Raw genomic sequence first — 22,395 nt, 5'->3', positions numbered from 1 at the left:
CCTCGGTGCCTTCGGAATTCAGCGGCAAGCACGTCACCGTCGCCGGACTCGGCGTCTCAGGCGTCCCGGCGGCCAAGGCCCTGCACGGGCTCGGCGCGCAGGTCACCGTCGTCAACGACGGCGCGGACGAGCGCGCGCGGTCGCAGGCGGCGGAGCTGGAGGCGCTCGGCGTCACCGTGCGCCTCGGCGACGGGGACACGCTCCCCGGAGGCACCGAGCTGATCGTCACCGCACCCGGCTGGAAGCCCACCAAGCCCCTGTTCACGGCGGCCGACGAGGCCGGCGTCCCCGTCTGGGGCGACGTCGAACTGGCCTGGCGCCTGCGCGGCCTGGACGGCCGGAAGCCCGCGCCCTGGCTCGCCGTCACCGGCACCAACGGCAAGACCACCACGGTCCAGATGCTCGCCTCGATCCTGAAGGCGGCCGGTCTGCGTACCGCCGCCGTCGGCAACATCGGCGTCTCGCTCCTCGACGCGGTCACCGGCGACACCGAGTACGACGTCCTCGCGGTCGAGCTGTCCAGCTACCAGCTCCACTGGGCGCCCTCCCTGCGCGCCCACTCCGCCGCCGTCCTCAACCTCGCCCCCGACCACCTCGACTGGCACGGCTCCATGGAGGCCTACGCCGCCGACAAGGGCCGCATCTACGAGGGCAATCGCGTCGCCTGCGTCTACAACGTGGCCGACAAGGCGACCGAGGACCTGGTCCGCGCGGCCGACGTCGAGGAGGGCTGCCGGGCGGTCGGCTTCACCCTGGGCACGCCCGGCCCCTCCCAACTCGGCGTCGTGGAGGGACTCCTGGTCGACCGCGCCTTCGTCGAGGACCGGCAGAAGAACGCCCAGGAGCTGGCCGAGGTCGCGGACGTCGACCCGCCCGCCCCGCACAACATCGCCAACGCCCTTGCCGCGGCGGGCCTCGCCCGCGCCTTCGGCGTCTCCGCCGCCGCCGTACGGGACGGGCTGCGCGCCTTCACCCCGGACGCCCACCGCATCGCACACGTCGCCGACGTGGACGGCGTGGCCTACGTGGACGACTCCAAGGCCACCAACACCCACGCCACCGAAGCCTCCTTGGCGGCCTACGAGTCGATCGTGTGGATCGCAGGCGGGCTGGCCAAGGGCGCGACCTTCGACGAACTGGTCGCCGGTGCGGCGAAGCGGCTGCGCGGCGCCGTCCTCGTCGGCGCGGACCGCGCCCTGATCCGCGAAGCCCTGGCGCGACACGCCCCCGAAGTACCCGTGGTCGACCTCGACCGGACCGACACTGGTGCGATGCTCCAGGCCGTCCAGGAGGCGCGGCGGCTCGCCCGGCCCGGTGACACGGTGCTGCTGGCACCGGCCTGTGCCTCCATGGACATGTTCACCAACTACAACCAGCGCGGTGACGCGTTCGCGCAGGCCGTTCGCGAACTCGGCGCCTGACCCGGCCGCCTCCTGCCGCCGGGTGAACTCGGGAGGACGACGGTCCATGCCGACGTACAGCGGAGGCCGCGATGCCCGGTAGTCCCCAGAGCCGTACCGGACGACCGCCCGTCCAGCGGGCCGTCAAGCGGCCGGCGGCGCCGCGGCAGCCGCAGGAGAACCCGGTGCTGCGCCTGTACCTGCGCCTGCGCCGCGCCTGGGACCGGCCGCTGACCGCGTACTACCTGATCTGCGGCGGCAGCGCCCTGATCATCGTGCTCGGCCTGGTGATGGTCTACTCGGCCTCCCAGATCACCGCGCTCCAGCTGTCGCTGCCCGGCTCCTACTTCTTCCGCAAGCAGGCCCTCGCGGCGCTGATCGGCGTCGGCCTCCTGGCCGCCGCGACGAAGATGCCGGTCAAGCTGCACCGGGCGCTCGCCTACCCCATTCTCGCCGGTGCCGTCTTCCTGATGATCCTGGTCCAGGTGCCGGGGATAGGGGTCGCGGTCAACGGCAACCAGAACTGGATCTCACTGGGCGGTTCCTTCCAGATCCAGCCCAGCGAGTTCGGCAAGCTGGCCCTGGTGCTGTGGGGCGCGGACCTGCTCGCCCGCAAGCAAGACAAGAAGCTGCTGACGCAGTGGAAGCACATGCTGGTGCCACTGGTGCCGGCCGCGTTCATGCTGCTCGGGCTGATCATGATCGGCGGCGACATGGGCACCGCGATCATTCTCACGGCCATCCTGTTCGGTCTGCTGTGGCTGGCCGGCGCGCCCACCCGGCTGTTCGCGGGCGTGCTCTCCATCGCCCTGCTGCTGGGCTTCGTCCTCATCAAGACCAGCGAGAACCGCATGGCCCGGCTCAACTGCCTCGGTGCCACCGACCCCGGACCGGGCGACTCCTGCTGGCAGGCCGTGCACGGCATCTACGCCCTCGCCTCGGGCGGACTCTTCGGTTCCGGGCTCGGCGCCAGTGTGGAGAAATGGGGCCAACTCCCCGAGGCGCACACCGACTTCATCTTCGCCGTCACCGGTGAGGAACTGGGCCTGGCCGGGACACTGTCGGTGCTCGCCCTGTTCGCGGCTCTAGGCTATGCGGGTATCCGCGTGGCCGGACGCACGGAGGACCCCTTCGTGAGGTATGCCGCGGGAGGCGTGACCACCTGGATCACGGCCCAGGCCGTGATCAACATCGGTGCGGTCCTCGGGCTGCTGCCGATCGCCGGTGTCCCGCTCCCGCTGTTCTCCTACGGGGGTTCCGCCCTGCTGCCGACCATGTTCGCCATCGGTCTGCTGATCGCCTTCGCGCGTGACGAACCCGGTGCGCGGGCGGCGCTTGCGTTGCGGCAACCTCGCTTTGGTAGAAAGCGGGGAGCCAGGGGACCCGCGGCCAAGCGGAACCCCCGGAGTTGGAACACGATGCGACGGCGTGCCTCGGCGGCGCGTTCGTCCGGAGAGCGGTGAATTTCGGTGCATGTCGTACTCGCCGGCGGAGGAACCGCGGGCCACATCGAGCCCGCGCTCGCCCTCGCGGACGCCCTGCGCAGGCAGGATCCGACCGTGGGAATCACGGCCCTGGGCACGGAACGCGGCCTGGAGACCCGCCTGGTGCCCGAGCGCGGCTACGAGCTGGCGCTGATCCCGGCCGTACCGCTGCCGCGCAAGCCCACCCCCGAGCTGATCACCGTCCCGGGCCGGCTGCGCGGCACCATCAAGGCGACCGAGCAGATCCTGGAGCGCACCAAGGCGGACGCCGTGGCCGGCTTCGGCGGCTACGTGGCGCTGCCCGCCTACCTCGCCGCCAAGCGACTCGGCGTGCCGATCGTCGTCCACGAGGCCAACGCCCGCCCCGGCCTGGCCAACAAGATCGGCTCGCGCTACGCCGCCCAGGTAGCCGTCTCCACTCCCGACAGCAAGCTGCGCAACTCCCGCTACATCGGCATCCCGCTGCGCCGCTCCATCGCCACCCTCGACCGGGCCGCCGCCCGCCCCGAGGCCCGCGCCATGTTCGGGCTCGACCCCAACCTGCCCACGCTGCTGGTCACCGGCGGCTCGCAGGGCGCCCGCCGCCTCAACGAGGTCATCCAGCAGGTCGCGCCGTGGCTGCAGCAGGCCGGGATCCAGATCCTGCACGCGGTCGGACCCAAGAACGAACTGCCGCAGGTCCACCAGATGCCGGGGATGCCCCCGTACATCCCGGTAAGTTATCTGGACCGGATGGACCTCGCGTACGCCGCCGCCGACATGATGCTCTGCCGCGCGGGCGCGATGACCGTCGCCGAACTCTCCGCCGTGGGGCTCCCGGCCGCCTACGTCCCGCTGCCCATCGGTAACGGCGAACAGCGGCTCAACGCCCAGCCGGTGGTCAAGGCAGGCGGCGGACTGCTGGTCGACGACGCGGAACTCACGCCCGAGTGGCTCCAGCAGAACGTCCTGCCCGTGCTCGCCGACCCGCACCGGCTGTACGAGATGTCCCGCGCCGCCGCCGAGTTCGGCCGCCGGGACGCCGACGACCTCCTCGTCGGCATGGTGTACGAGGCGATCGCCGCCCGTGCGCACCGCTAGACACTGACGGAAGGCAGGGGAGCGTGGCCGGACCGACCACCGCCGAGCGCGGTGCACGCCAGCAGGAGTCGTCCGGCCCGCCCGGGGTCCGGCGATTCCGCCCGCCCCGTCTTCGTACGATCATCATTCTCGTCGCGGCGCTCGTGCTCGTCGCGGGCGGGACCGTCTGGGTGCTCTACGGCTCCAACTGGACGCGTCTGGAGGACGTGTCGGTCTCCGGCACCCGCGTCCTGACGCCCGCTCAGGTGCGCGAGGCCGCCGACGTGCCGGTCGGGGATCCGCTGGTCTCGGTCGACACCGAGGCGGTCGAGGCCCGGCTGCGGCGGAAATTGCCCCGCATCGACGAGGTCGAGGTGGAGCGTTCCTGGCCGCACGGAATCGGACTGAAAGTGACGGAGCGTACTCCGGTCCTGATTGTCCAAAAGGGCCGAAACTTCGTGGAAGTGGACGATGAAGGCGTCCGTTTCGCCACGGTTTCCAAGGCGCCCAAAGGCGTGCCCACGCTGGAATTGGAACCGGCCCGTTCCGGTTCCGCCGCGGCGAGCCTGCGCCGTTTCGACGACGACCGGCTGGTGCGCGAGGCGGTACGGGTGGCCGGCCGGCTCCCGGACGAGGTCGCCCGGGACGCGCGGCTCGTCAAGGTCCGTTCCTACGACGACATCTCACTGGAGTTGAGCGGCGAGCGGACCGTGTCGTGGGGAAGCGGTGAGCAGGGTGTGCGCAAGGCCCGAGCGCTCACCGCACTCATGAAAGCGACGCCCGACGCGCGGCACTTCGACGTGAGTGTTCCCACCGCCCCGGCGTCATCCGGGAGTTGACGGGTATACGTGCAGGCCAGCACCCTGGTTGGGCAGCGCTACGGCTGATCACATAGGGTGAAAAGAAAAACGGGAGGTTCGGCGTGTTCGTTGAACGTGCGCCACTTGTCGACTTAGTGTCCTGTTCGGAAGAGTCCAAGGAACAGACACACTGGTAACCCTAAACTTCAGCGTTAGGGTTCGGGTCGGCGCTACGGACCGTCCCAATCGGCATCAGTCGTCGGGTCGCGGGGGCATCAGTGCTTCGGCGGTCGGGCGACACGTAACTCGAGGCGAGAGGCCTTCGACGTGGCAGCACCGCAGAACTACCTCGCAGTCATCAAAGTCATCGGTGTCGGCGGCGGTGGTGTCAATGCCATCAACCGGATGATCGAGGTCGGTCTCAAGGGCGTCGAGTTCATCGCCATCAACACCGACGCACAGGCGCTGTTGATGAGCGACGCCGACGTCAAGCTCGACGTCGGCCGCGAACTCACCCGCGGACTCGGCGCCGGAGCCAACCCGGCCGTCGGCCGCAAGGCCGCCGAGGACCACCGCGAGGAGATCGAGGAGGTCCTCAAGGGGGCCGACATGGTCTTCGTGACAGCCGGTGAAGGCGGCGGCACCGGCACCGGCGGCGCGCCCGTCGTCGCCAACATCGCCCGCTCGCTGGGCGCCCTCACCATCGGCGTGGTCACCCGCCCGTTCACCTTCGAGGGACGGCGCCGGGCCAACCAGGCCGAGGACGGCATCGCGGAACTCCGCGAAGAGGTCGACACCCTCATCGTCATCCCCAACGACCGGCTGCTGTCCATCTCGGACCGCCAGGTCAGCGTGCTCGACGCGTTCAAGTCCGCCGACCAGGTGCTGCTCTCCGGTGTGCAGGGCATCACCGACCTCATCACCACGCCCGGCCTGATCAACCTGGACTTCGCCGACGTCAAGTCGGTCATGTCCGAGGCCGGTTCGGCCCTCATGGGCATCGGCTCGGCCCGCGGCGACGACCGCGCGGTGGCCGCGGCCGAGATGGCCATCTCTTCCCCGCTGCTCGAAGCGTCCATCGACGGCGCCCGCGGGGTCCTGCTCTCCATCTCCGGCGGCTCCGACCTCGGCCTCTTCGAGATCAACGAGGCCGCCCAGCTGGTCAGCGAGGCCGCCCACCCCGAGGCCAACATCATCTTCGGTGCGGTCATCGACGACGCCCTCGGCGACGAGGTGCGGGTCACCGTGATCGCGGCCGGCTTCGACGGGGGGCAGCCGCCGTCCAAGCGGGACAACGTCCTCGGGTCCTCCTCGGCCAAGCGCGAGGAGCCCACCCCGGCCCGCCCGTCCGAGAGCCGCCCGTCCTTCGGCTCGCTCGGCAGCGTCAAGCCGAAGGAGGAGCCGGAGCCGGCCCCCGCGCCGGAGCCGGTGAGCGACCTGCCGCCGGTCTCCGCGCCGCCGGTCCCGCCGTCCCGCACCTACTCGGACAGCGCGGCCGAGGAACTGGACGTGCCGGACTTCCTGAAGTGATAGGACAGCGCGACACCGTGAACGGCGCGCACTTCGGCTTCACCGACCGGTGGGGCGGAGTGAGCGCCGTTCCGTACGAGGAGCTCAACCTCGGCGGCGCGGTCGGCGACGACCCCGGCGCCGTCGCGGCCAACCGGGAGCTGGCGGCCAAGTCGCTGGGCGTCGACCCGGCCCGGGTGGTCTGGATGAACCAGGTGCACGGGGCCGAGGTCGCCGTGGTCGACGCGCCCTGGGGGGACCGCCCGGTCCCGCGGGCCGACGCCGTCGTCACCGTCGAACGCGGTCTGGCCCTGGCCGTCCTCACCGCCGACTGCGTGCCCGTCCTGCTCGCCGACCCGGTCGCCGGTGTCGCCGCCGCGGCCCACGCGGGCCGGCCCGGACTGGTCGCCGGGGTCGTCCCCGCCGCCGTACGGGCCATGACCGGACTCGGCGCCGACCCCGCCCGGATCGTCGCCCGCACCGGACCCGCCGTGTGCGGCCGGTGCTACGAGGTGCCCGAGGAGATGCGCGCCGAAGTGGCCGCCGTCGAGCCGGCCGCGTACGCCGACACCAGTTGGGGCACACCGGCGCTCGACGTGGGCGCCGGAGTGCACGCGCAGCTCGAGCGCCTCGGGGTGCGCGACCGGGCGCAGTCGCCGGTGTGCACCCGGGAGTCGAAGGACCACTTCTCGTACCGACGCGACCGCACCACCGGGCGGCTCGCGGGCTATGTGTGGCTGGACTGATGGGGCATGACGGACCGTAAGCACGAACTCGCCGCGAACCTGGCGGCAGTGGAAGAGCGCATCGCCGCCGCCTGCGCGGCCGCGGGCCGCCCGCGTGAGGAGGTGACCCTCATCGTGGTCACCAAGACCTACCCGGCGGACGATGTGCGCATTCTCTCCGAACTCGGCGTGCGCCACGTCGCGGAGAACCGCGACCAGGACGCGGCACCCAAGGCCGCCGCGTGTTCGGATCTGCCGCTTTCGTGGCATTTCGTCGGCCAGTTGCAGACCAACAAGGTGCGTTCCGTGGTCGGCTACGCGGACGTGGTGCAGTCCGTGGACCGGGCAAGGCTCGTCACGGCCCTGTCGAAGGAGGCCGTACGGGCCGGTCGCGAGGTGGGCTGCCTCCTCCAGGTCGCGCTCGACGCGGGGGAGGGCGGGCGGGGAGAGCGCGGCGGCGTCTCGCCCGACGGAATCGAAGAGTTGGCCGACCTGGTCGCCGGATCGGACGGGCTGAGGTTCGACGGGCTGATGACCGTCGCCCCGCTCACCGGCGAGTACGCGGGGCGCCAACAGGCGGCGTTCGAGCACCTCATGGATTTGTCGACCTACGTGCGCCGAGCCCATCCGGCTGCGAACATGGTCTCCGCGGGGATGAGTGCGGACCTCGAACAGGCCGTGGCCGCCGGAGCGACACATGTACGCGTCGGCACTGCGGTACTCGGAGTCCGCCCCAGGCTCGGGTAACGTCGCCAAGAAGTCGGACCACAGCAGAAAATATGGTCATTACCGCCGAAAGGCGGACGCAACGACCTCGTGGATCGCAGGCACTTGGAGTCGTCGGCAGATCCACCACAGAGCGGAGGACTCAGAGCATGGCCGGCGCGATGCGCAAGATGGCGGTCTACCTCGGCCTCGTGGAGGACGATGGGTACGACGGCAGGGGATTCGACCCCGACGACGACTTCGAACCCGAACTGGACCCGGAGCCCGAGCGGGACCACCGGCGTCATGAACCGGCGCACCAGTCACATGGTTCGCATCAGCCCCAAAGGGACGAAGAGGTACGAGTCGTACAACCGCCCGTGCAGCGCGAGCCGATGCCCCGTTCCGCTTCGCTCGCGGCGGAATCGAGCCGCCCGGCACGTATCGCGCCCGTGGCGTCCATCACACAAGAACGCGCAAGCCTGGAAAAGAGCGCACCGGTCATCATGCCCAAGGTCGTGTCCGAACGAGAGCCCTACCGGATCACCACACTTCACCCCCGGACCTACAACGAGGCCCGTACCATCGGGGAACACTTCCGTGAGGGCACTCCGGTGATCATGAATCTCACTGAGATGGATGACACAGATGCGAAGCGACTTGTCGACTTTGCGGCCGGTTTGGTGTTTGGTCTTCACGGCAGTATCGAGCGGGTGACGCAGAAGGTGTTCCTGCTGTCTCCTGCTAACGTCGATGTCACGGCGGAGGACAAGGCCCGCATCGCAGAGGGCGGGTTCTTCAACCAGAGCTGAGACGCACCACCGGTACAGAGCAAGAACCCGGGCCCGGGACAGGGCCCGACAGATGGTTCAGGGGAGAGGGAAGCACAGGTCATGAGCGTGGTCCTGGATGTCGTCTACATCGCGCTGATGTGCTTCCTCATCGTGCTCATCTTCCGGTTGGTCATGGACTACGTCTTCCAGTTCGCCCGCTCGTGGCAACCCGGCAAGGCGATGGTGGTCGTTCTTGAGGCCACCTACACTGTCACCGATCCACCGTTGAAGCTTCTGCGGCGGTTCATCCCGCCGCTGCGTCTCGGGGGCGTGGCGCTCGACCTGTCCTTCTTCGTACTGATGATCATCGTCTACATCCTGATCTCGATCGTGAGCCGGCTGTGATCGATGAGAGAGATACGGGCTTGCCGAATGCCGACGACAACGTTGAGGTGAAGAGATGCCGTTGACCCCCGAGGACGTGCGGAACAAGCAGTTCACGACCGTCCGCCTCCGAGAAGGCTATGACGAGGACGAGGTCGATGCCTTCCTCGACGAGGTCGAAGCCGAACTGACCCGACTGCTCCGCGAGAACGAGGACCTGCGCGCCAAGCTGGCCGCGGCGACGCGTGCGGCCGCGCAGAACCAGCAGAACATGCGCAAGCCTCCGGAACCGCCGCAGGACCAGCAGCCGCCGCAGCAGGGGCAGCCACCGCACCAGCAGGGGCACCCGCAGCAGGGCGGTATGCCGCAGCAGGGCATGCGAGGTCCCGGCGCTCCGGTGCCCGCCGGCATATCGGGCCCGCCGCAGCAGCAGATGGGTGGCCCCATGGGTGGTCCGCCCCAGCTGCCGAGCGGTGCTCCGCAACTGCCCGCCGGCCCCGGCGGACAGGGTGGCCCGCAGGGTCCCGGCCCGATGGGTCAGGGACCGGGGCCGATGGGCCAGGGCCCGGGCCCGATGCAGGGTCAGATGGGTCCCGGTCCGATGGGTGGCCCCATGGGCGGCCCGCAGGGCCCCGGCGGCCCCGGCATGCCCGGTCAGGGCGGCCCCGGTGGCGACAGCGCCGCCCGCGTCCTCTCGCTGGCCCAGCAGACCGCCGACCAGGCGATCGCCGAGGCCCGTTCCGAGGCCAACAAGATCGTCGGCGAGGCCCGTTCGCGTGCCGAGGGTCTGGAGCGGGACGCCCGTGCCAAGGCGGACGCCCTGGAGCGGGACGCGCAGGAGAAGCACCGCGTCGCGATGGGCTCCCTGGAGTCCGCCCGCGCCACGCTGGAGCGCAAGGTCGAGGACCTGCGCGGCTTCGAGCGCGAGTACCGCACGCGGCTGAAGTCCTACCTGGAGTCGCAGCTGCGCCAGCTGGAGACGCAGGCGGACGACTCGCTCGCCCCGCCGCGTACGCCCGCGACGGCCTCTCTGCCGCCGTCCCCGGCGCCCTCGATGGCACCGGCCGGCGCGAGTGCCCCGTCCTACGGCGGCAACCAGTCGATGGGCAGCGGTCCGGGCCAGCCCGGCCCGTCCTACGGCGGGCAGCAGCAGATGTCGCCGGCGATGACCCAGCCGATGGCACCGGTGCGGCCGCAGGGGCCGTCGCCGATGGGGCAGGCGCCTTCGCCGATGCGCGGGTTCCTGATCGACGAGGACGACAACTGAGCTGTGTCGGACTGACGTCCGGTAGGTAGTACGGCGTAGCCTTCGGCAACGTTCAGGGCGGGCCCCGGGTTTCTGACCCGGGGCCCGCCCTTTGGCGTGCGCGGTTCGAGGTGCGGGGCGTTGGTGTGGGCGCGGGGGTGGTGCGCTGCCCGGCGCTGGCGGGGTGCCTCCCCCACTCTCGGCTTCGCTCGAGTGGGAGGTGCCCCCACCGCCCACCCGTGCCGCCCCAGCGGCACGACTGCCCGCAGCTGCGGCGGCTACGGCAGAGGGCCCGCATCTCCCGGATGCGGGCCCTCTGCGCTTTCCTTGGCTACTGCTTGCGCAGGCGGAACACCAGGGACAGCCCCTCGTCCGAGAATGGCGCCCCGTACGTGTCGTCCGCCTCGCCCTGGGCGAAGTCCGTCGCCAGGACCTCGTCGGAGATCAGACCGGAGTGGCCGGTCAGGGCGGCGATCGTCGCCGGGTCCGTGGCCGTCCAGCGCAGGGCGATCCGGTCGGCGACGTCCAGGCCGCTGTTCTTGCGGGCCTCCTGGATCAGGCGGATCGCGTCCCGGGCGAGACCCGCGCGGCGCAGCTCCTCCGTGAGCTCCAGGTCGAGCGCCACCGTCGCGCCCGAGTCGGAGGCGACCGACCAGCCCTCGCGCGGTGTCTCCGTGATGATCACCTCGTCCGGAGCGAGAGTGACCGTCTCGCCGTCGACCTCCACCGATGCCGTGCCCTCGCGCAGCGCGAGGGACAGCGCGGCGGCGTCCGCGCCCGCGACGGCCTTCGCGACGTCCTGCACGCGCTTGCCGAACCGCTTGCCCAGCGCCCGGAAGTTGGCCTTCGCGGTCGTGTCGACCAGGGAGCCGCCGACCTCGCTCAGCGAGGCGAGGGACTCGACGTTCAGCTCCTCCGTGATCTGCGTGTGCAGCTCGGGGGAGAGCGCGTCGAAGCCCGCCACCGCGATCAGGGCGCGGCTGAGCGGCTGGCGGGTCTTCACGCCCGACTCCGCTCGGGTGGCGCGGCCCAGCTCGACCAGTCGGCGGACCAGGACCATCTGCCTCGACAGCTCCGGGTCGATCGCCGTGAGGTCGGCCTCCGGCCACGCGGACAGGTGGACCGACTCCGGCGCGCCGGGGGTGACCGGCACGACCAGGTCCTGCCAGACCCGCTCGGTGATGAACGGGGTCAGCGGCGCCATCAGCTTGGTGACCGTCTCGACGACCTCGTGCAGGGTGCGCAGCGCCGCCTTGTCGCCCTGCCAGAAGCGGCGGCGGGAGCGTCGCACGTACCAGTTGGACAGGTCGTCGACGAACGCCGACAGCAGCTTGCCGGCCCGCTGGGTGTCGTACGCGTCCAGCGCCTGGGTCACCTGGTCGGTCAGCGCGTGCAGCTCGGAGAGCAGCCAGCGGTCCAGGACCGGGCGGTCGGCCGGGGCCGGGTCCGCCTCGCTCGGGGCCCAGCCCGTGGTGCGGGCGTACAGGGCCTGGAAGGCGACCGTGTTCCAGTACGTGAGGAGCGTCTTGCGGACGACCTCCTGGATGGTGCCGTGGCCGACCCGGCGGGCCGCCCAGGGCGAGCCGCCGGCCGCCATGAACCAGCGCACCGCGTCCGCTCCGTGCTGGTCCATCAGCGGGATCGGCTGCAGGATGTTGCCCAGGTGCTTGGACATCTTGCGGCCGTCCTCGGCGAGGATGTGGCCGAGGCAGACCACGTTCTCGTAGGACGACTTGTCGAAGACCAGGGTGCCGATCGCCATCAGCGTGTAGAACCAGCCGCGGGTCTGGTCGATGGCCTCGGAGATGAACTGCGCCGGGTAGCGGCTCTCGAACAGCTCCTTGTTCTTGTACGGGTAGCCCCACTGCGCGAATGGCATCGAACCCGAGTCGTACCAGGCGTCGATGACCTCGGGCTCGCGCACCGCTTCGAGGGAGCAGCCCTCGTGGGTGCAGGTGAAGGTCACGTCGTCGATGTACGGGCGGTGCGGGTCCAGGGCCGACTGGTCGGTGCCGGACAGCTCGGTCAGCTCCGCGCGGGAGCCGACGACCGTGAGGTGGTCCTCCGCGCAGCGCCAGATCGGCAGCGGGGTGCCCCAGTAGCGGTTGCGGGAGAGCGCCCAGTCGATGTTGTTGTTCAGCCAGTCGCCGTACCGGCCGTGCTTGACCGCGTCCGGGAACCAGTTGGTCTTCTCGTTCTCCTGGAGGAGACGGTCCTTGACGGCGGTGGTGCGGATGTACCAGGACGGCTGCGCGTAGTAGAGCAGGGCCGTGTGGCAGCGCCAGCAGTGCGGGTAGCTGTGCTCGTACGGGATGTGCTTGAAGAGCAGGCCCCGCGTGTCCAGGTCCTCCGTCAGCTTCTCGTCGGCCTTCTTGAAGAAGACGCCGCCGACGAGCGGGACGTCCTCCTCGAAGGTGCCGTCCGGGCGGACCGGGTTGACGACGGGCAGGCCGTAGGCGCGGCAGACCTTGAGGTCGTCCTCACCGAAGGCGGGGGACTGGTGGACGAGGCCGGTGCCGTCCTCGGTGGTGACGTAGTCGGCGTTCACCACGTAGTGCGCGGGCTCCGGGAACTCGACCAGCTCGAAGGGGCGCTGGTACGTCCAGCGCTCCATCTCGGCGCCCGTGAAGGACTGTCCGGTGGTCTCCCAGCCCTCGCCGAGGGCCTTGGCGACCAGGGGCTCGGCGACGACGAGCTTCTCCTGCCCGTTCGTCGCGACGACATAGGTCACGTCGGGGTGCGCGGCGACCGCGGTGTTCGAGACCAGGGTCCACGGGGTCGTCGTCCAGACGACCAGCGCGGCCTCGCCGGCCAGCGGTCCCGAGGTCAGCGGGAAGCGGACGTAGACGGACGGGTCGACGACCGTCTCGTAGCCCTGGGCCAGCTCGTGGTCGGACAGGCCGGTGCCGCAGCGGGGGCACCAGGGGGCGACGCGGTGGTCCTGGACCAGCAGGCCCTTGTCGAAGATCTCCTTCAGCGACCACCAGACGGACTCGATGTACTCCGGGTCCATCGTGCGGTACGGGTCCTGGAGGTCGGCCCAGTAGCCCATGCGCGTCGTGAGCTCTTCGAACGCGTCGGTGTGCCGGGTCACCGACTCGCGGCATCTGGCGTTGAACTCGGCGATGCCGTACGCCTCGATGTCCTGCTTGCCGGAGAAGCCCAGCTCCTTCTCCACCGCCAGCTCCACGGGCAGGCCGTGGCAGTCCCAGCCGGCCTTGCGGCCCACGTGGTAGCCGCGCATCGTGCGGAAGCGGGGGAAGACGTCCTTGAAGACGCGTGCCTCGATGTGGTGGGCACCGGGCATGCCGTTGGCGGTGGGCGGGCCCTCGTAGAACACCCACTCGGGGCGGCCCTCGGACTGCTCCAGGCTCTTGGCGAAGATCTTCTGCTCGCGCCAGAAGTCGAGCACCGCGTGTTCGAGCGCGGGCAGGTCGACCTGGGCGGGCACCTGGCGGTACTGCGGCTGCGTATTCAACGGGCTTCCTCCGGCGGACGTGCTGCCTTCCGTCGGAGGGACGAGAGCCGTGCTCCCGCGGTACCACCCTCCTTGGCCCGGCCGGTGCGTCGTGTGCTCCGGTGAGCCCCCTCATTGGGGTCGCGAGCCGGTTCTACTCGCCGTGACCGCCCGGCCACGGCTTTCTTCCGGCGGCTCCGGGGTGATCTTCACGTCGCGCTCGCCCCCGGGCTCACACCGTCCCCGGGTCGCTCTGGGCTGCTGACGCCGCTACTCGTCCCCATCCACGCTTTTCGCTGGGCCCAGTGTACGGCGCCGCGCGGACGGCGGCCGACCGGTTTCGGCGTGACCCGAATGCCGCCGTCCGGGGGGCCGGCTCCCGCGGGGGCCGGCCGGGGGCGATCCGGCGGATTACCGGGCGGGGAGCTGGGCACAACGGATGCATGCTCGCCGCGCGGCGCGCGGTGGGCGGGCGAGTCGGGCGGCGTGCCCCGTTGCCGCGGGACCGGAGTCGATTTATCGTCCCAGCACGATTCGCGCGCAAGATCACAATATGTGAAGGGGCCGCGGCCATGGTGGCGAAGAAGAAGACGACGGCCGCGAAGCAGGGCGCCGCCGGGGAGAGCGCCGCGGAGCAGGACCCGGAGAAGAAGGCGGCCGAGAGGAAGAGCCCGGCGACGAAGACCGCTGCGAAGAGGACCGCTGCGAAGACGGACCCGGCGGGGAAGACCGCGGCGGGCGGAAGCACCGCGAAGAAGGCGGCGGCGAAGAAGAGCACGGCGGGCGGAAGCACCGCGAAGAAGGCGGCGGCGAAGAAGAGCACGGCGGGCGGAAGCACCGCGAAGAAGAGCACGGCGAAGAAGAGCACGGCCAAGAAAGTGGGCGCGGCCGAGGCCGCGGAGCAGACGGGAGCCACGACGGTGGTTGCGAAGAAGACTCCTGGCACGGCCACGGCCGCCAAGACCGCTGTCCCCAAGGCCCGCGGCAACGCCGCGGAACCCGGAGAACTCGCGGTACGCCCCGGCGAGGAACCCTGGACGCCGGAAGAGGCGGAGGAGGCGCGCGCCGAGCTGCAGTCCGAGGCCGACCGGCTGCGCACGGAGATCGACACCTCCGAGCGGTCGCTGCAGGGCATGATGCGCGACTCCGGCGACGGCGCGGGCGACGACGAGGCCGACACCGGCAGCAAGAACATCACGCGCGAGCACGAACTGGCGCTGGCCGCCACCGCGCGCGAGGTGCTCACCCAGACCGAGCGCGCCCTGGAACGCCTGGACGCGGGCACCTACGGCCTGTGCGAGAACTGCGGCAACCCGATCGGCAAGGCGCGGATGCAGGCCTTCCCGCGGGCCACCCTGTGCGTGGAGTGCAAGCAGAAGCAGGAGCGCCGGTACTGAGCAGCAGCCGGGACGGGAGGCGTGCCGTACCCTCGTGCTCAGTCAAGGACCTAGGGCTGAGGGACTCACGTGGCAGAGGCGGAGCGCATCATCGGTACTCCGGACACCCCGGACGCGGCGGGGGACGGGCAGGAGCGGCCCGACGCCGAACAGGAGCAGAAGCCGGAGCAGGCTCCTGAGCGCCCTCGGGGCAAGCGGCGGGTCGCCGTGCTGTTCGCGGTCGCGCTGTTCGCGTACCTGATCGACCTGGGCAGCAAGATGCTGGTGGTCGCGAAGCTGGAGCACCACGAGCCGATCGAGATCATCGGCGACTGGCTGCGGTTCGCGGCGATCCGCAACGCGGGCGCGGCCTTCGGCTTCGGCGAGGCCTTCACGGTCATCTTCACGGTGATCGCGGCGGCCGTGATCGTCGTGATCGCCCGCCTCGCGCGCAAGCTGCACAGCCTGCCGTGGGCGATCGCGCTCGGCCTGCTGCTCGGCGGCGCCCTCGGCAACCTCACCGACCGGATCTTCCGTGCTCCCGGGGTGTTCGAGGGCGCGGTGGTGGACTTCATCGCGCCCAAGCACTTCGCCGTCTTCAACCTCGCCGACTCGGCGATCGTCTGCGGCGGCATCCTGATCGTGATCCTCTCCTTCCGGGGCCTGGACCCGGACGGGACCGTCCACAAGGACTGACCCGCACGGGGAGCACGGTCGTCCACAGGCGCCCGGCCGTCCACAGGGACTGGGCGCGCGTTCGGGTGTGTCCGGGGCGTCCGGCATACTCGACGGGTGAGCACGATTCCCGAGATCCGTACCCTGCCCGTGCCCGACGGCCTGGAGGGCGAGCGCGTCGACGCCGCCATCTCCCGCATGTTCGGCTTCTCCCGCACCAAGGCCGCCGAGCTGGCGGCGGCGGGGAAGGTGCAGGTCGACGGGTCGGTGGTCGGCAAGTCGGAGCGCGTCCACGGCGGCGCCTGGCTCGAGGTCGAGATGCCGCAGGCGCCCGCGCCCGTGCAGGTGGTCGCCGAGCCCGTCGAGGGCATGGAGATCGTGCACGACGACGACGACGTGGTGGTGATCGTCAAGCCGGTCGGCGTGGCCGCCCACCCGTCCCCCGGCTGGAACGGGCCGACCGTCATCGGCGGACTGGCCGCCGCGGGCTACCGCATCTCCACCTCCGGCGCCGCCGAGCGCCAGGGCATCGTGCACCGCCTCGACGTCGGCACCTCCGGCCTGATGGCGGTGGCCAAGTCGGAGCGCGCGTACACCTCGCTCAAGCGCCAGTTCAAGGAGCGCACGGTCGACAAGCGCTACCACACGCTCGTGCAGGGCCACCCCGACCCGACCAGCGGCACCATCGACGCGCCCATCGGCCGCCACCCGCAGCACGACTACAAGTGGGCCGTCACCGCCGAGGGCAAGCCCTCGGTCACGCACTACGACCTCATCGAGGCCTTCCGCGCCGCCTCCCTGCTCGACGTGAAGCTGGAGACCGGCCGCACCCACCAGATCCGCGTCCACATGGCCGCCCACCGCCACCCCTGCGTCGGCGACCTCACCTACGGCGCCGACCCCACCCTCGCCAAGCGGCTGGGACTGACCCGCCAGTGGCTGCACGCCGTACGCCTCGGCTTCGAGCACCCCGGCACCGGCGACCGGGTCGAGTACGCCAGCGACTACCCCGAGGATCTGCAGCAGGCCCTCGACCGGGTCCGCGAGGAGACCTACGGATGAGTGCCCCGAGCCCGGCCCCGGTCTACGAGGTGCGGGTCGCCGAGGACCCCGCCGACCGGGAGGCCTGCTTCGCGGTGCGCAAGGACGTCTTCGTCGCCGAGCAGAAGGTCCCCGAGGACATCGAGTACGACGCCTACGACGCCGACGCCGTGCACGTCCTCGCGGTCCGGGCGGACGGCGTGCCGCTCGGCACCGGCCGGCTGCTGCACGGCGCGGCCGCCACCGCGAAGAACGGCGACGGCGACCCGGCCGTCGGCTCCCTGGGCCGGCTCGCGGTGACCGCGAACGCCCGCGGTCTAGGCGTCGGGGCCGCGCTGGTGCGGGCCGTGGAGGACGCGGCACGCGCGCGTGGACTCACCGCCGTGGACCTGCACGCACAGACCCACGCCCTGGGTTTTTACGAACGTTTGGGGTACCAGGCCTACGGACCCGAGTTCCCGGACGCCGGGATTCCGCACCGCGCGATGCGGCGACCCCTGTAGCCGGGGCGCCGAACGGGCTGGTGGGGCCGGTGGCGTGGCAGGCTTGAGGTCCGCCGTGCAACGCCAGAAACCCCAACCGGAGCGGTGACTGTGGATCAGCTGGCCCTGTTGTTCATGCTGTTGCTCGGGGCCCTGCTGAGCGTCCCGATCGGTGACCGGCTCGGACTGCCGGCGCCGGTGCTGATGACGCTCCTCGGGATCGTCCTGGCCCTGCTCGACTTCGTGCCCAACGTCGACATCCCGCCCGAACTGATCCTGCCCGCGCTGCTGCCGCCGCTGCTGTACGCCGCCGTACGGCGCACGTCCTGGCGGCAGTTCGCGGCCAACAAACGCCCGATCTTCCTGCTGGCCGTCGCGCTGGTCTTCGTCACCATGCTCTGTGTGGCCTCCGTGGCCCACACGATCGTGCCGGGGCTGCCGCTCGCCGCCGCCTTCGCGCTGGGCGCGCTGGTGGCGCCGCCCGACCCGGTCGCCGCGACCGCCGTCGCCGGGCAACTGGGGCTCCCGCGCCGCCTGGTGTCCATCCTGGAGGGCGAGGGGCTCTTCAACGACGTGACGGCCATCGTCCTCTACCACGTGGCCATCGCCGCGGCGGTCGGCGGTTCCTTCTCGCCGTGGGGAGCCGGCTTCGACCTGGTGCTGTCCGCCGTCGTCGCCGTCGCGATCGGGCTCGCCCTGGGCTGGGGCTCCAACAAGCTGATGAGCGTGCTGGGCGACCCGACGCTGCAGATCGGCCTGACCCTGCTGGTGCCCTTCGTGAGCTACGTCGCCGCCGACGAACTGCACGGCTCGGGCGTGCTCGCCGTGCTCACCACCGCCATGTTCCTCGCCGAGTACGCCTCGGACGCCGACGACGTGATGACCCGGCTCGGCGGCCACACCGTCTGGGACGTGGTCGACACCCTGGTCACCGGGGTGGCCTTCGGGCTGATCGGGCTCGAACTGCACAACGCCGTGCGCACCGCCTCCGGCCGGTGGACGGAGCTGCTCGGCTGGGCGGCGGCCATCCTCGGCGTCGTCATCCTGGTCCGGCTGCTGTGGCTGCTGCCGGCCACCTGGCTGACCCAGCGGCTGCACGCCAGACGCGACCAGGACGAGGACATCCCGACGAGCTGGCGGGAGACCGTCGTGATGTGGTGGGCCGGGATGCGGGGCGTGGCCTCCGTCGCGCTCGCCCTCGCGATCCCGCTGGAGACGGACGACGGAGCGCCGTTCCCGCACCGGGAGGAGATCGTCTTCATCGCGTTCGGCGTGATCATGGGCACCCTGCTGCTGCAGGGCCTGACACTGCCCTGGCTGGTGGGCCGGCTCGGGGTACGGGCGAACACCGAGCGGGAGCAGGAGTTCGAGCGGGACCTGGCCCTCCGGGCGGCCAGGGCGGCCAAGCAGCGGCTCAAGGAGATCGAGTCGGTGGAGGAACTGCCGGAGGAGCTGTCCGAGCAGATGCTGCGGCGCGCCTTCGACATCGGGATACGCATCAGCCCGGACCTCGGGGACGAGGAACGGCGGGAGGCGCAGGAACAGCGGGCCCGGCGGATCAAACGGGTGCGGCGCATCCAGGGCGAGATGCTGAGCGCCGCCCGGCACGAGGTGCTGGCGGCCCGCAGCGAGCCCGGCGCGGACCCGGAGATCGTCGACCGGGTCCTGCGCCACCTCGACGTACGCAGCCTGCGCTGACCCGCGGGCACGGCCCCACACCGGTCAGTGGCTCCGGGTCTTCGTCGGCCGCTCCGTGAAGTGGCGGGAGCCCGCGTCCGAGGAACGGGGGGAGTCCGCGTCGGGGGAGCGGCGGGCGTGTGGGAAGCCGTCGTGCAGCGGGCGCGGTGCCGCCTCGGCCGTGCTGATCCGCGGCAGCGCGTACGGGTGCTCGTCGGCCAGCCAGCGGATCATTCCCTCGCGCACCGTGACGCGCACCGTCCAGATGTCGTCCGCGTCCCTGGCCGTCACCAGGGCCCGCACCTCCATGGTGGTCGGGGTGGTGTCCGTGACGGTCAGGTTGTAGTTGCGCCCGTCCCAGGCAGGGCACTCGCGCAGGACGTCCCGCAGCCGCTCGCGCATCAGGTCCATCGGCGCCGAGTGGTCGAGGTGCCAGTAGACGGTCCCGGTCATCTGCGGGGTGCCGCGCGACCAGTTCTCGAACGGCTTCGAGGTGAAGTACGACACCGGCATCGTGATCCGGCGCTCGTCCCAGGTGCGCACCGTCAGGTACGTCAGCGTGATCTCCTCGACGGTGCCCCACTCCCCGTCCACGACGACCGTGTCGCCCATGCGCACCATGTCGCCGAAGGCGATCTGGAACCCGGCGAACAGGTTGCCCAGCGTGGACTGGGCCGCCACACCGGCGACGATGCCGATGATCCCGGCCGAGGCCAGCAGCGAGGCGCCCGCCGCGCGCATCGCCGGGAACGTCAGCAGCATCGACGAAACGGCGACCACGCCGACGACCGCCGTGACCACCCGCATGATCAGTGACACCTGGGTCCGCACGCGCCGCACCCGGGCCGGGTCGCGCTCGGCGTGGGCGTGCGCGTAACGGGAGTAGGACGTCTCGACGACCGCCGCGGCGATCCGGACCACCAGCCAGGCCGCCGAGCCGATCAGCGCCAGCGTCAGCGTCCGCCCGACCCCGGTCTGGTGCTCGGGGAACACCTCGGCCTCGACGTACGACCCTCTCAGCAGCCCCGCGCAGAGCACGATCTGGTAGGGCACGCGGGCGCGCCGCAGCAGCCCCCACAGCGGTGTCTCGGGGTGTCGTCCGTCGGCCTTGCGCAGCAACAGGTCGGTGGCCCAGCCGATGACCAGGGTCAGCAGCACCGAGCCGCCGACCACGATCAGCGGGCGGAGTATCGTCTCCATCCCTCGAACGTAACCGGCCGCGCGGCGCTGTGAACCTGTGACCTACGTCCCGTCCGGGGTGTCGCCGGGCGCGGCTGTGTCACACCCGGCTGGCACCATGGCCCCATGAACATCGTGCTCTTTCACTCGACCCTCGGCCCGAGGCCCGCGGTGCGGCAGGCCGCCGACCGGCTGCGCGAGGCCGGCCACCAGGTGTGGACCCCGGATCTCTTCGAGGGCGTCACCTTCGACTCGGTCGAGGAGGGCATGGCCCATCAGGACGGGATCGGCCGCGAGGAGCTGCTGAAGCGGGCCGTGCTGGCCGCCGCCCCCTACTCCGAGCGCGGGCTGGTGTACGCCGGGTTCTCGCTCGGCGCCTCCGTCGCCCAGACCCTCGCCCTCGGCGACCACCGGGCGCGCGGACTGCTGCTCCTGCACGGCACCTCGGACCTCGCGCCCAACGCCTCGGTGGACGGCCTGCCGGTCCAGCTGCACGTGGCCGAGCCGGACCCCTTCGAGACGGACGACTGGCTCAGCGCCTGGTACCTCCAGATGGGCCGGATCGGCGCCGAGGTCGAGGTGCACAGATATCCCGGCGCCGGTCACCTGTACACCGACCCGGAGCTGGACGACTACGACGCGGAGGCGGCCGAGGCCACCTGGCGGGTGGCGCTCGGCTTCCTCGAGTCCCTTCAGGAGGCTCAGAGCGGGGCGTAGACGCGCTCGACCCGCTGTGTGCCGCTGCGCGTGCGGTAGGAGCGGGCCCAGGCGGACGTGGCGTCCGGGTCGGTGCGGTCGGAGACGACGTAGTAGTCCATCTGCGCCCGGTCGGCGGTGACGTCGAGTACGCCGTAGCCGTGCCGGTCGGTGTCGACCCAGTGGACGTGCCGGTTCGCGGCCCGGATCACCGGCGCGGCGATCGCCGAGACGGTGCCCTCGGGGACCTTCACGATGTCGTCGAGGTTGTCCGAGGTCACCGACGTGACGACGAACTCCGTGGCCGCCGAGGCGGAGAGCGGGTACGTCCCGGCGTTGTACGGCACGTCGTTGGCCCACGCCATGTGGATGTCGCCGGTCAGGAACACGGTGTTGCGGATCGCGTGTGCGCGCAGGTGGGCCAGCAGTTCGCGGCGGTCGTCGGTGTAGCCGTCCCACTGGTCGGTGTTGAGGGCGATGCCCTCCTTCGGCAGCCCGAGCAGCTCGGCGAGCGGACCGAGCAGCGAGGCGGGGAGCGAGCCGACCGCGAACGGCGAGATCATCACCGGGTTGCCGACCAGCCGCCAGGTGGCGTCGGAGGCGGCGAGGCCGGACTTGAGCCAGTCGAGCTGGGCGCGGCCGGTGAGGGTGCGGTCCGGGTCGTCGACCTCGCCGTTGCCGAGCGCCGCCTGCTGCGAGCGGAAGGAGCGCAGGTCGAGCAGCGACAGGTCGACGAGCTTGCCGAAGCGCAGCCGCCGGTAGGTGGTGCCGGCGATCGCCGGGCGCACCGGCATCCACTCGAAGTAGGCCCGCTTGGCGGCGCTCTGACGCTCCGTCCAGGTGCCCTCGGCACCCTCGGTGTGGTTTTCGGCGCCGCCCGACCAGGTGTCGTCGGCGATCTCGTGGTCGTCCCAGATCGCCACCACCGGCGCCGTGGTGTGCAGCGCCTGGAGGTCGGGGTCGGTCTTGTAACGGCCGTGCCGGATCCGGTAGTCGGCGAGGGTCAGGATCTCGTGGGCCGGGGCGTGCGGGCGTACGACGGTGTCGCGGGTGCCGTACTCGCCGGTGCCGTACTCGTAGATGTAGTCGCCCAGGTGCAGCCAGGCGTCCAGGTCGCCGCGGGCCGCGAGGTGCCGGTACGAGGAGAAGTGCCCGGCCTCCCAGTTGGCGCAGGAGACCACGCCGAAGCGCAGGCCGGTGACGGCGGCGTCGTGCGCGGGGGCGGTGCGGGTGCGGGCGACGGGGGAGTCGGTGGGGCCCGCGGAGAAGCGGAACCAGTAGTCCGTGGCGGGCGCGAGGCCGCGGACGTCCGCCTTGACGGTGTGGTCGGAGGCGGCCGTCGCGGTGACGGACCCCTTGGCGACGACGTTCGAGAGGGCCTTGTCCGTGGCGACGACCCAGCCCACCTCGGTGTCCGGGCCGGTCCCGGAGCCGGGTATGGCCTCGGGCACCGGCGTCACCCGGGTCCACAGCAGGATGCCGTCGGGCAGGGGATCGCCGGAGGCGACGCCGTGGAGGAAGGCGGGGGCCGCGCCGGCCGCGCCCGCGGGCAGCGCCGAGGCGAGCGGGGCGGCCAGGACGGCCCCGGCCGCCGCGGCCTTGACGACCGTACGGCGGCTCGGGGTGCGGGAGTTGCCGGAGTCCTCGGGGCTCCCGGGGTTCACGTTCTTCTGGGACGCTCTGTGTCGACTGGTCACGGCCGATCAGGTTACTGATCGGTATGCGGG

General features: G+C 71.3%; 19 protein-coding genes. 16 read left to right on the top strand and 3 right to left on the bottom strand.

The annotated features are described in order from the left end of the window. Window positions 1-5 precede the first annotated feature (5 nt). From murD to divIVA, 10 genes are all read left to right on the top strand, one after another. On the top strand, window positions 6-1,421 hold the full coding sequence (murD, locus tag ACIQFU_RS21825; RefSeq protein WP_402553651.1) for a UDP-N-acetylmuramoyl-L-alanine--D-glutamate ligase: 1,416 nt from the start codon (window positions 6-8) through the stop codon (window positions 1,419-1,421). A 71-nt stretch (window positions 1,422-1,492) separates the two neighbouring features. Beyond that, window positions 1,493-2,863 (top strand): putative lipid II flippase FtsW, encoded by a 1,371-nt coding sequence (ftsW, locus tag ACIQFU_RS21820; protein ID WP_402553649.1) that lies wholly within the window; start codon window positions 1,493-1,495, stop codon window positions 2,861-2,863. A 6-nt stretch (window positions 2,864-2,869) separates the two neighbouring features. Beyond that, window positions 2,870-3,964: an undecaprenyldiphospho-muramoylpentapeptide beta-N-acetylglucosaminyltransferase gene (gene murG, locus ACIQFU_RS21815; protein ID WP_059299072.1), complete on the top strand. Its 1,095-nt coding sequence runs from the start codon at window positions 2,870-2,872 to the stop codon at window positions 3,962-3,964. 23 nt (window positions 3,965-3,987) lie between these two features. Beyond that, complete coding sequence (ftsQ, locus tag ACIQFU_RS21810) at window positions 3,988-4,782, top strand: cell division protein FtsQ (RefSeq protein WP_402553647.1); 795 nt, start codon at window positions 3,988-3,990, stop codon at window positions 4,780-4,782. A 288-nt stretch (window positions 4,783-5,070) separates the two neighbouring features. Continuing rightward, window positions 5,071-6,273 carry a cell division protein FtsZ gene (gene ftsZ, locus ACIQFU_RS21805; RefSeq protein WP_402553645.1) on the top strand — a complete coding sequence of 401 codons (1,203 nt, stop codon included), beginning with the start codon at window positions 5,071-5,073 and terminating at the stop codon, window positions 6,271-6,273. Then, on the top strand, window positions 6,270-6,998 hold the full coding sequence (gene pgeF / locus ACIQFU_RS21800; RefSeq protein ID WP_402553644.1) for a peptidoglycan editing factor PgeF: 729 nt from the start codon (window positions 6,270-6,272) through the stop codon (window positions 6,996-6,998). The genes ftsZ and pgeF overlap by 4 nt, the downstream gene beginning before the upstream one ends. Before the next feature lie 6 nt (window positions 6,999-7,004). Beyond that, window positions 7,005-7,724, top strand: coding sequence for a YggS family pyridoxal phosphate-dependent enzyme (locus tag ACIQFU_RS21795; protein WP_402553642.1), 720 nt, complete (start codon window positions 7,005-7,007; stop codon window positions 7,722-7,724). A 128-nt stretch (window positions 7,725-7,852) separates the two neighbouring features. Next, window positions 7,853-8,494 (top strand): cell division protein SepF, encoded by a 642-nt coding sequence (locus tag ACIQFU_RS21790; RefSeq protein ID WP_402553641.1) that lies wholly within the window; start codon window positions 7,853-7,855, stop codon window positions 8,492-8,494. 81 nt (window positions 8,495-8,575) lie between these two features. Next, the gene (locus ACIQFU_RS21785; RefSeq protein WP_007448661.1) at window positions 8,576-8,860 is read left to right on the top strand and encodes a YggT family protein; all 285 of its coding nucleotides are present in this window, start codon (window positions 8,576-8,578) and stop codon (window positions 8,858-8,860) included. A gap of 55 nt (window positions 8,861-8,915) precedes the next feature. Next, window positions 8,916-10,106 carry an apical growth/hyphal branching protein DivIVA gene (gene divIVA / locus ACIQFU_RS21780; RefSeq protein ID WP_402553640.1) on the top strand — a complete coding sequence of 397 codons (1,191 nt, stop codon included), beginning with the start codon at window positions 8,916-8,918 and terminating at the stop codon, window positions 10,104-10,106. A gap of 310 nt (window positions 10,107-10,416) precedes the next feature. On the opposite strand, the gene ileS is transcribed toward divIVA, so the two are convergent. Beyond that, window positions 10,417-13,563 (bottom strand): isoleucine--tRNA ligase, encoded by a 3,147-nt coding sequence (ileS, locus tag ACIQFU_RS21775; RefSeq protein WP_402553639.1) that lies wholly within the window; start codon window positions 13,561-13,563, stop codon window positions 10,417-10,419. 551 nt (window positions 13,564-14,114) lie between these two features. Here ileS and ACIQFU_RS21770 point away from each other — a divergent pair. The 5 genes from ACIQFU_RS21770 (at window position 14,115) to ACIQFU_RS21750 (ending at window position 18,814) form a co-directional block, all read left to right on the top strand. Further along, window positions 14,115-14,939, top strand: a complete 825-nt coding sequence (locus tag ACIQFU_RS21770; RefSeq protein ID WP_402553638.1) for a TraR/DksA C4-type zinc finger protein — start codon at window positions 14,115-14,117, stop codon at window positions 14,937-14,939. Window positions 14,940-15,008: 69 nt separating this feature from the next. Further along, on the top strand, window positions 15,009-15,614 hold the full coding sequence (gene lspA / locus ACIQFU_RS21765; protein WP_402553637.1) for a signal peptidase II: 606 nt from the start codon (window positions 15,009-15,011) through the stop codon (window positions 15,612-15,614). Window positions 15,615-15,710: 96 nt separating this feature from the next. After that, window positions 15,711-16,655: an RluA family pseudouridine synthase gene (locus tag ACIQFU_RS21760; protein ID WP_402553636.1), complete on the top strand. Its 945-nt coding sequence runs from the start codon at window positions 15,711-15,713 to the stop codon at window positions 16,653-16,655. Further along, window positions 16,652-17,137: a GNAT family N-acetyltransferase gene (locus ACIQFU_RS21755; RefSeq protein WP_402553634.1), complete on the top strand. Its 486-nt coding sequence runs from the start codon at window positions 16,652-16,654 to the stop codon at window positions 17,135-17,137. Before ACIQFU_RS21760 ends, ACIQFU_RS21755 begins: the two co-directional genes overlap by 4 nt. Window positions 17,138-17,227: 90 nt before the next feature. Then, entirely contained in the window at window positions 17,228-18,814 is a 1,587-nt protein-coding gene (locus ACIQFU_RS21750; protein WP_402553754.1) for a Na+/H+ antiporter, read from the top strand. A gap of 24 nt (window positions 18,815-18,838) precedes the next feature. On the opposite strand, the gene ACIQFU_RS21745 is transcribed toward ACIQFU_RS21750, so the two are convergent. Then, complete coding sequence (locus ACIQFU_RS21745) at window positions 18,839-19,993, bottom strand: mechanosensitive ion channel family protein (protein WP_402553632.1); 1,155 nt, start codon at window positions 19,991-19,993, stop codon at window positions 18,839-18,841. 105 nt (window positions 19,994-20,098) lie between these two features. On the opposite strand from ACIQFU_RS21745, the gene ACIQFU_RS21740 reads away from it, so the two are divergent. Beyond that, entirely contained in the window at window positions 20,099-20,689 is a 591-nt protein-coding gene (locus tag ACIQFU_RS21740; protein ID WP_402553630.1) for a dienelactone hydrolase family protein, read from the top strand. Here the strand turns inward: ACIQFU_RS21740 and ACIQFU_RS21735 are convergent. Then, the gene (locus tag ACIQFU_RS21735; RefSeq protein WP_402553628.1) at window positions 20,674-22,365 is read right to left on the bottom strand and encodes an alkaline phosphatase D family protein; all 1,692 of its coding nucleotides are present in this window, start codon (window positions 22,363-22,365) and stop codon (window positions 20,674-20,676) included. The two genes, ACIQFU_RS21740 and ACIQFU_RS21735, sit on opposite strands and share 16 nt — an antisense overlap. Window positions 22,366-22,395: the final 30 nt, after the last annotated feature.

The sequence above is a fragment of the Streptomyces sp. NPDC093065 genome, assembly GCF_044754585.1.
Taxonomy (GTDB): Bacteria; Actinomycetota; Actinomycetes; order Streptomycetales; family Streptomycetaceae; genus Streptomyces.
This window is presented reverse-complemented; position numbering and strand designations above follow the sequence as displayed.

Excerpts from the sequence above, each read along its gene's own strand:
- ftsW (WP_402553649.1), top strand. The coding sequence starts at position 1,493 with ATGCCCGGTAGTCCCCAGAGCCGTACCGGACGACCGCCCGTCCAGCGG.
- ACIQFU_RS21795 (WP_402553642.1), top strand. The coding sequence starts at position 7,005 with ATGACGGACCGTAAGCACGAACTCGCCGCGAACCTGGCGGCAGTGGAA.
- ACIQFU_RS21790 (WP_402553641.1), top strand. The coding sequence starts at position 7,853 with ATGGCCGGCGCGATGCGCAAGATGGCGGTCTACCTCGGCCTCGTGGAG.
- ACIQFU_RS21785 (WP_007448661.1), top strand. The coding sequence starts at position 8,576 with ATGAGCGTGGTCCTGGATGTCGTCTACATCGCGCTGATGTGCTTCCTC.
- divIVA (WP_402553640.1), top strand. The coding sequence starts at position 8,916 with ATGCCGTTGACCCCCGAGGACGTGCGGAACAAGCAGTTCACGACCGTC.
- ACIQFU_RS21770 (WP_402553638.1), top strand. The coding sequence starts at position 14,115 with ATGGTGGCGAAGAAGAAGACGACGGCCGCGAAGCAGGGCGCCGCCGGG.
- ACIQFU_RS21755 (WP_402553634.1), top strand. The coding sequence starts at position 16,652 with ATGAGTGCCCCGAGCCCGGCCCCGGTCTACGAGGTGCGGGTCGCCGAG.
- ACIQFU_RS21745 (WP_402553632.1), bottom strand. The coding sequence starts at position 19,993 with ATGGAGACGATACTCCGCCCGCTGATCGTGGTCGGCGGCTCGGTGCTG.
- ACIQFU_RS21740 (WP_402553630.1), top strand. The coding sequence starts at position 20,099 with ATGAACATCGTGCTCTTTCACTCGACCCTCGGCCCGAGGCCCGCGGTG.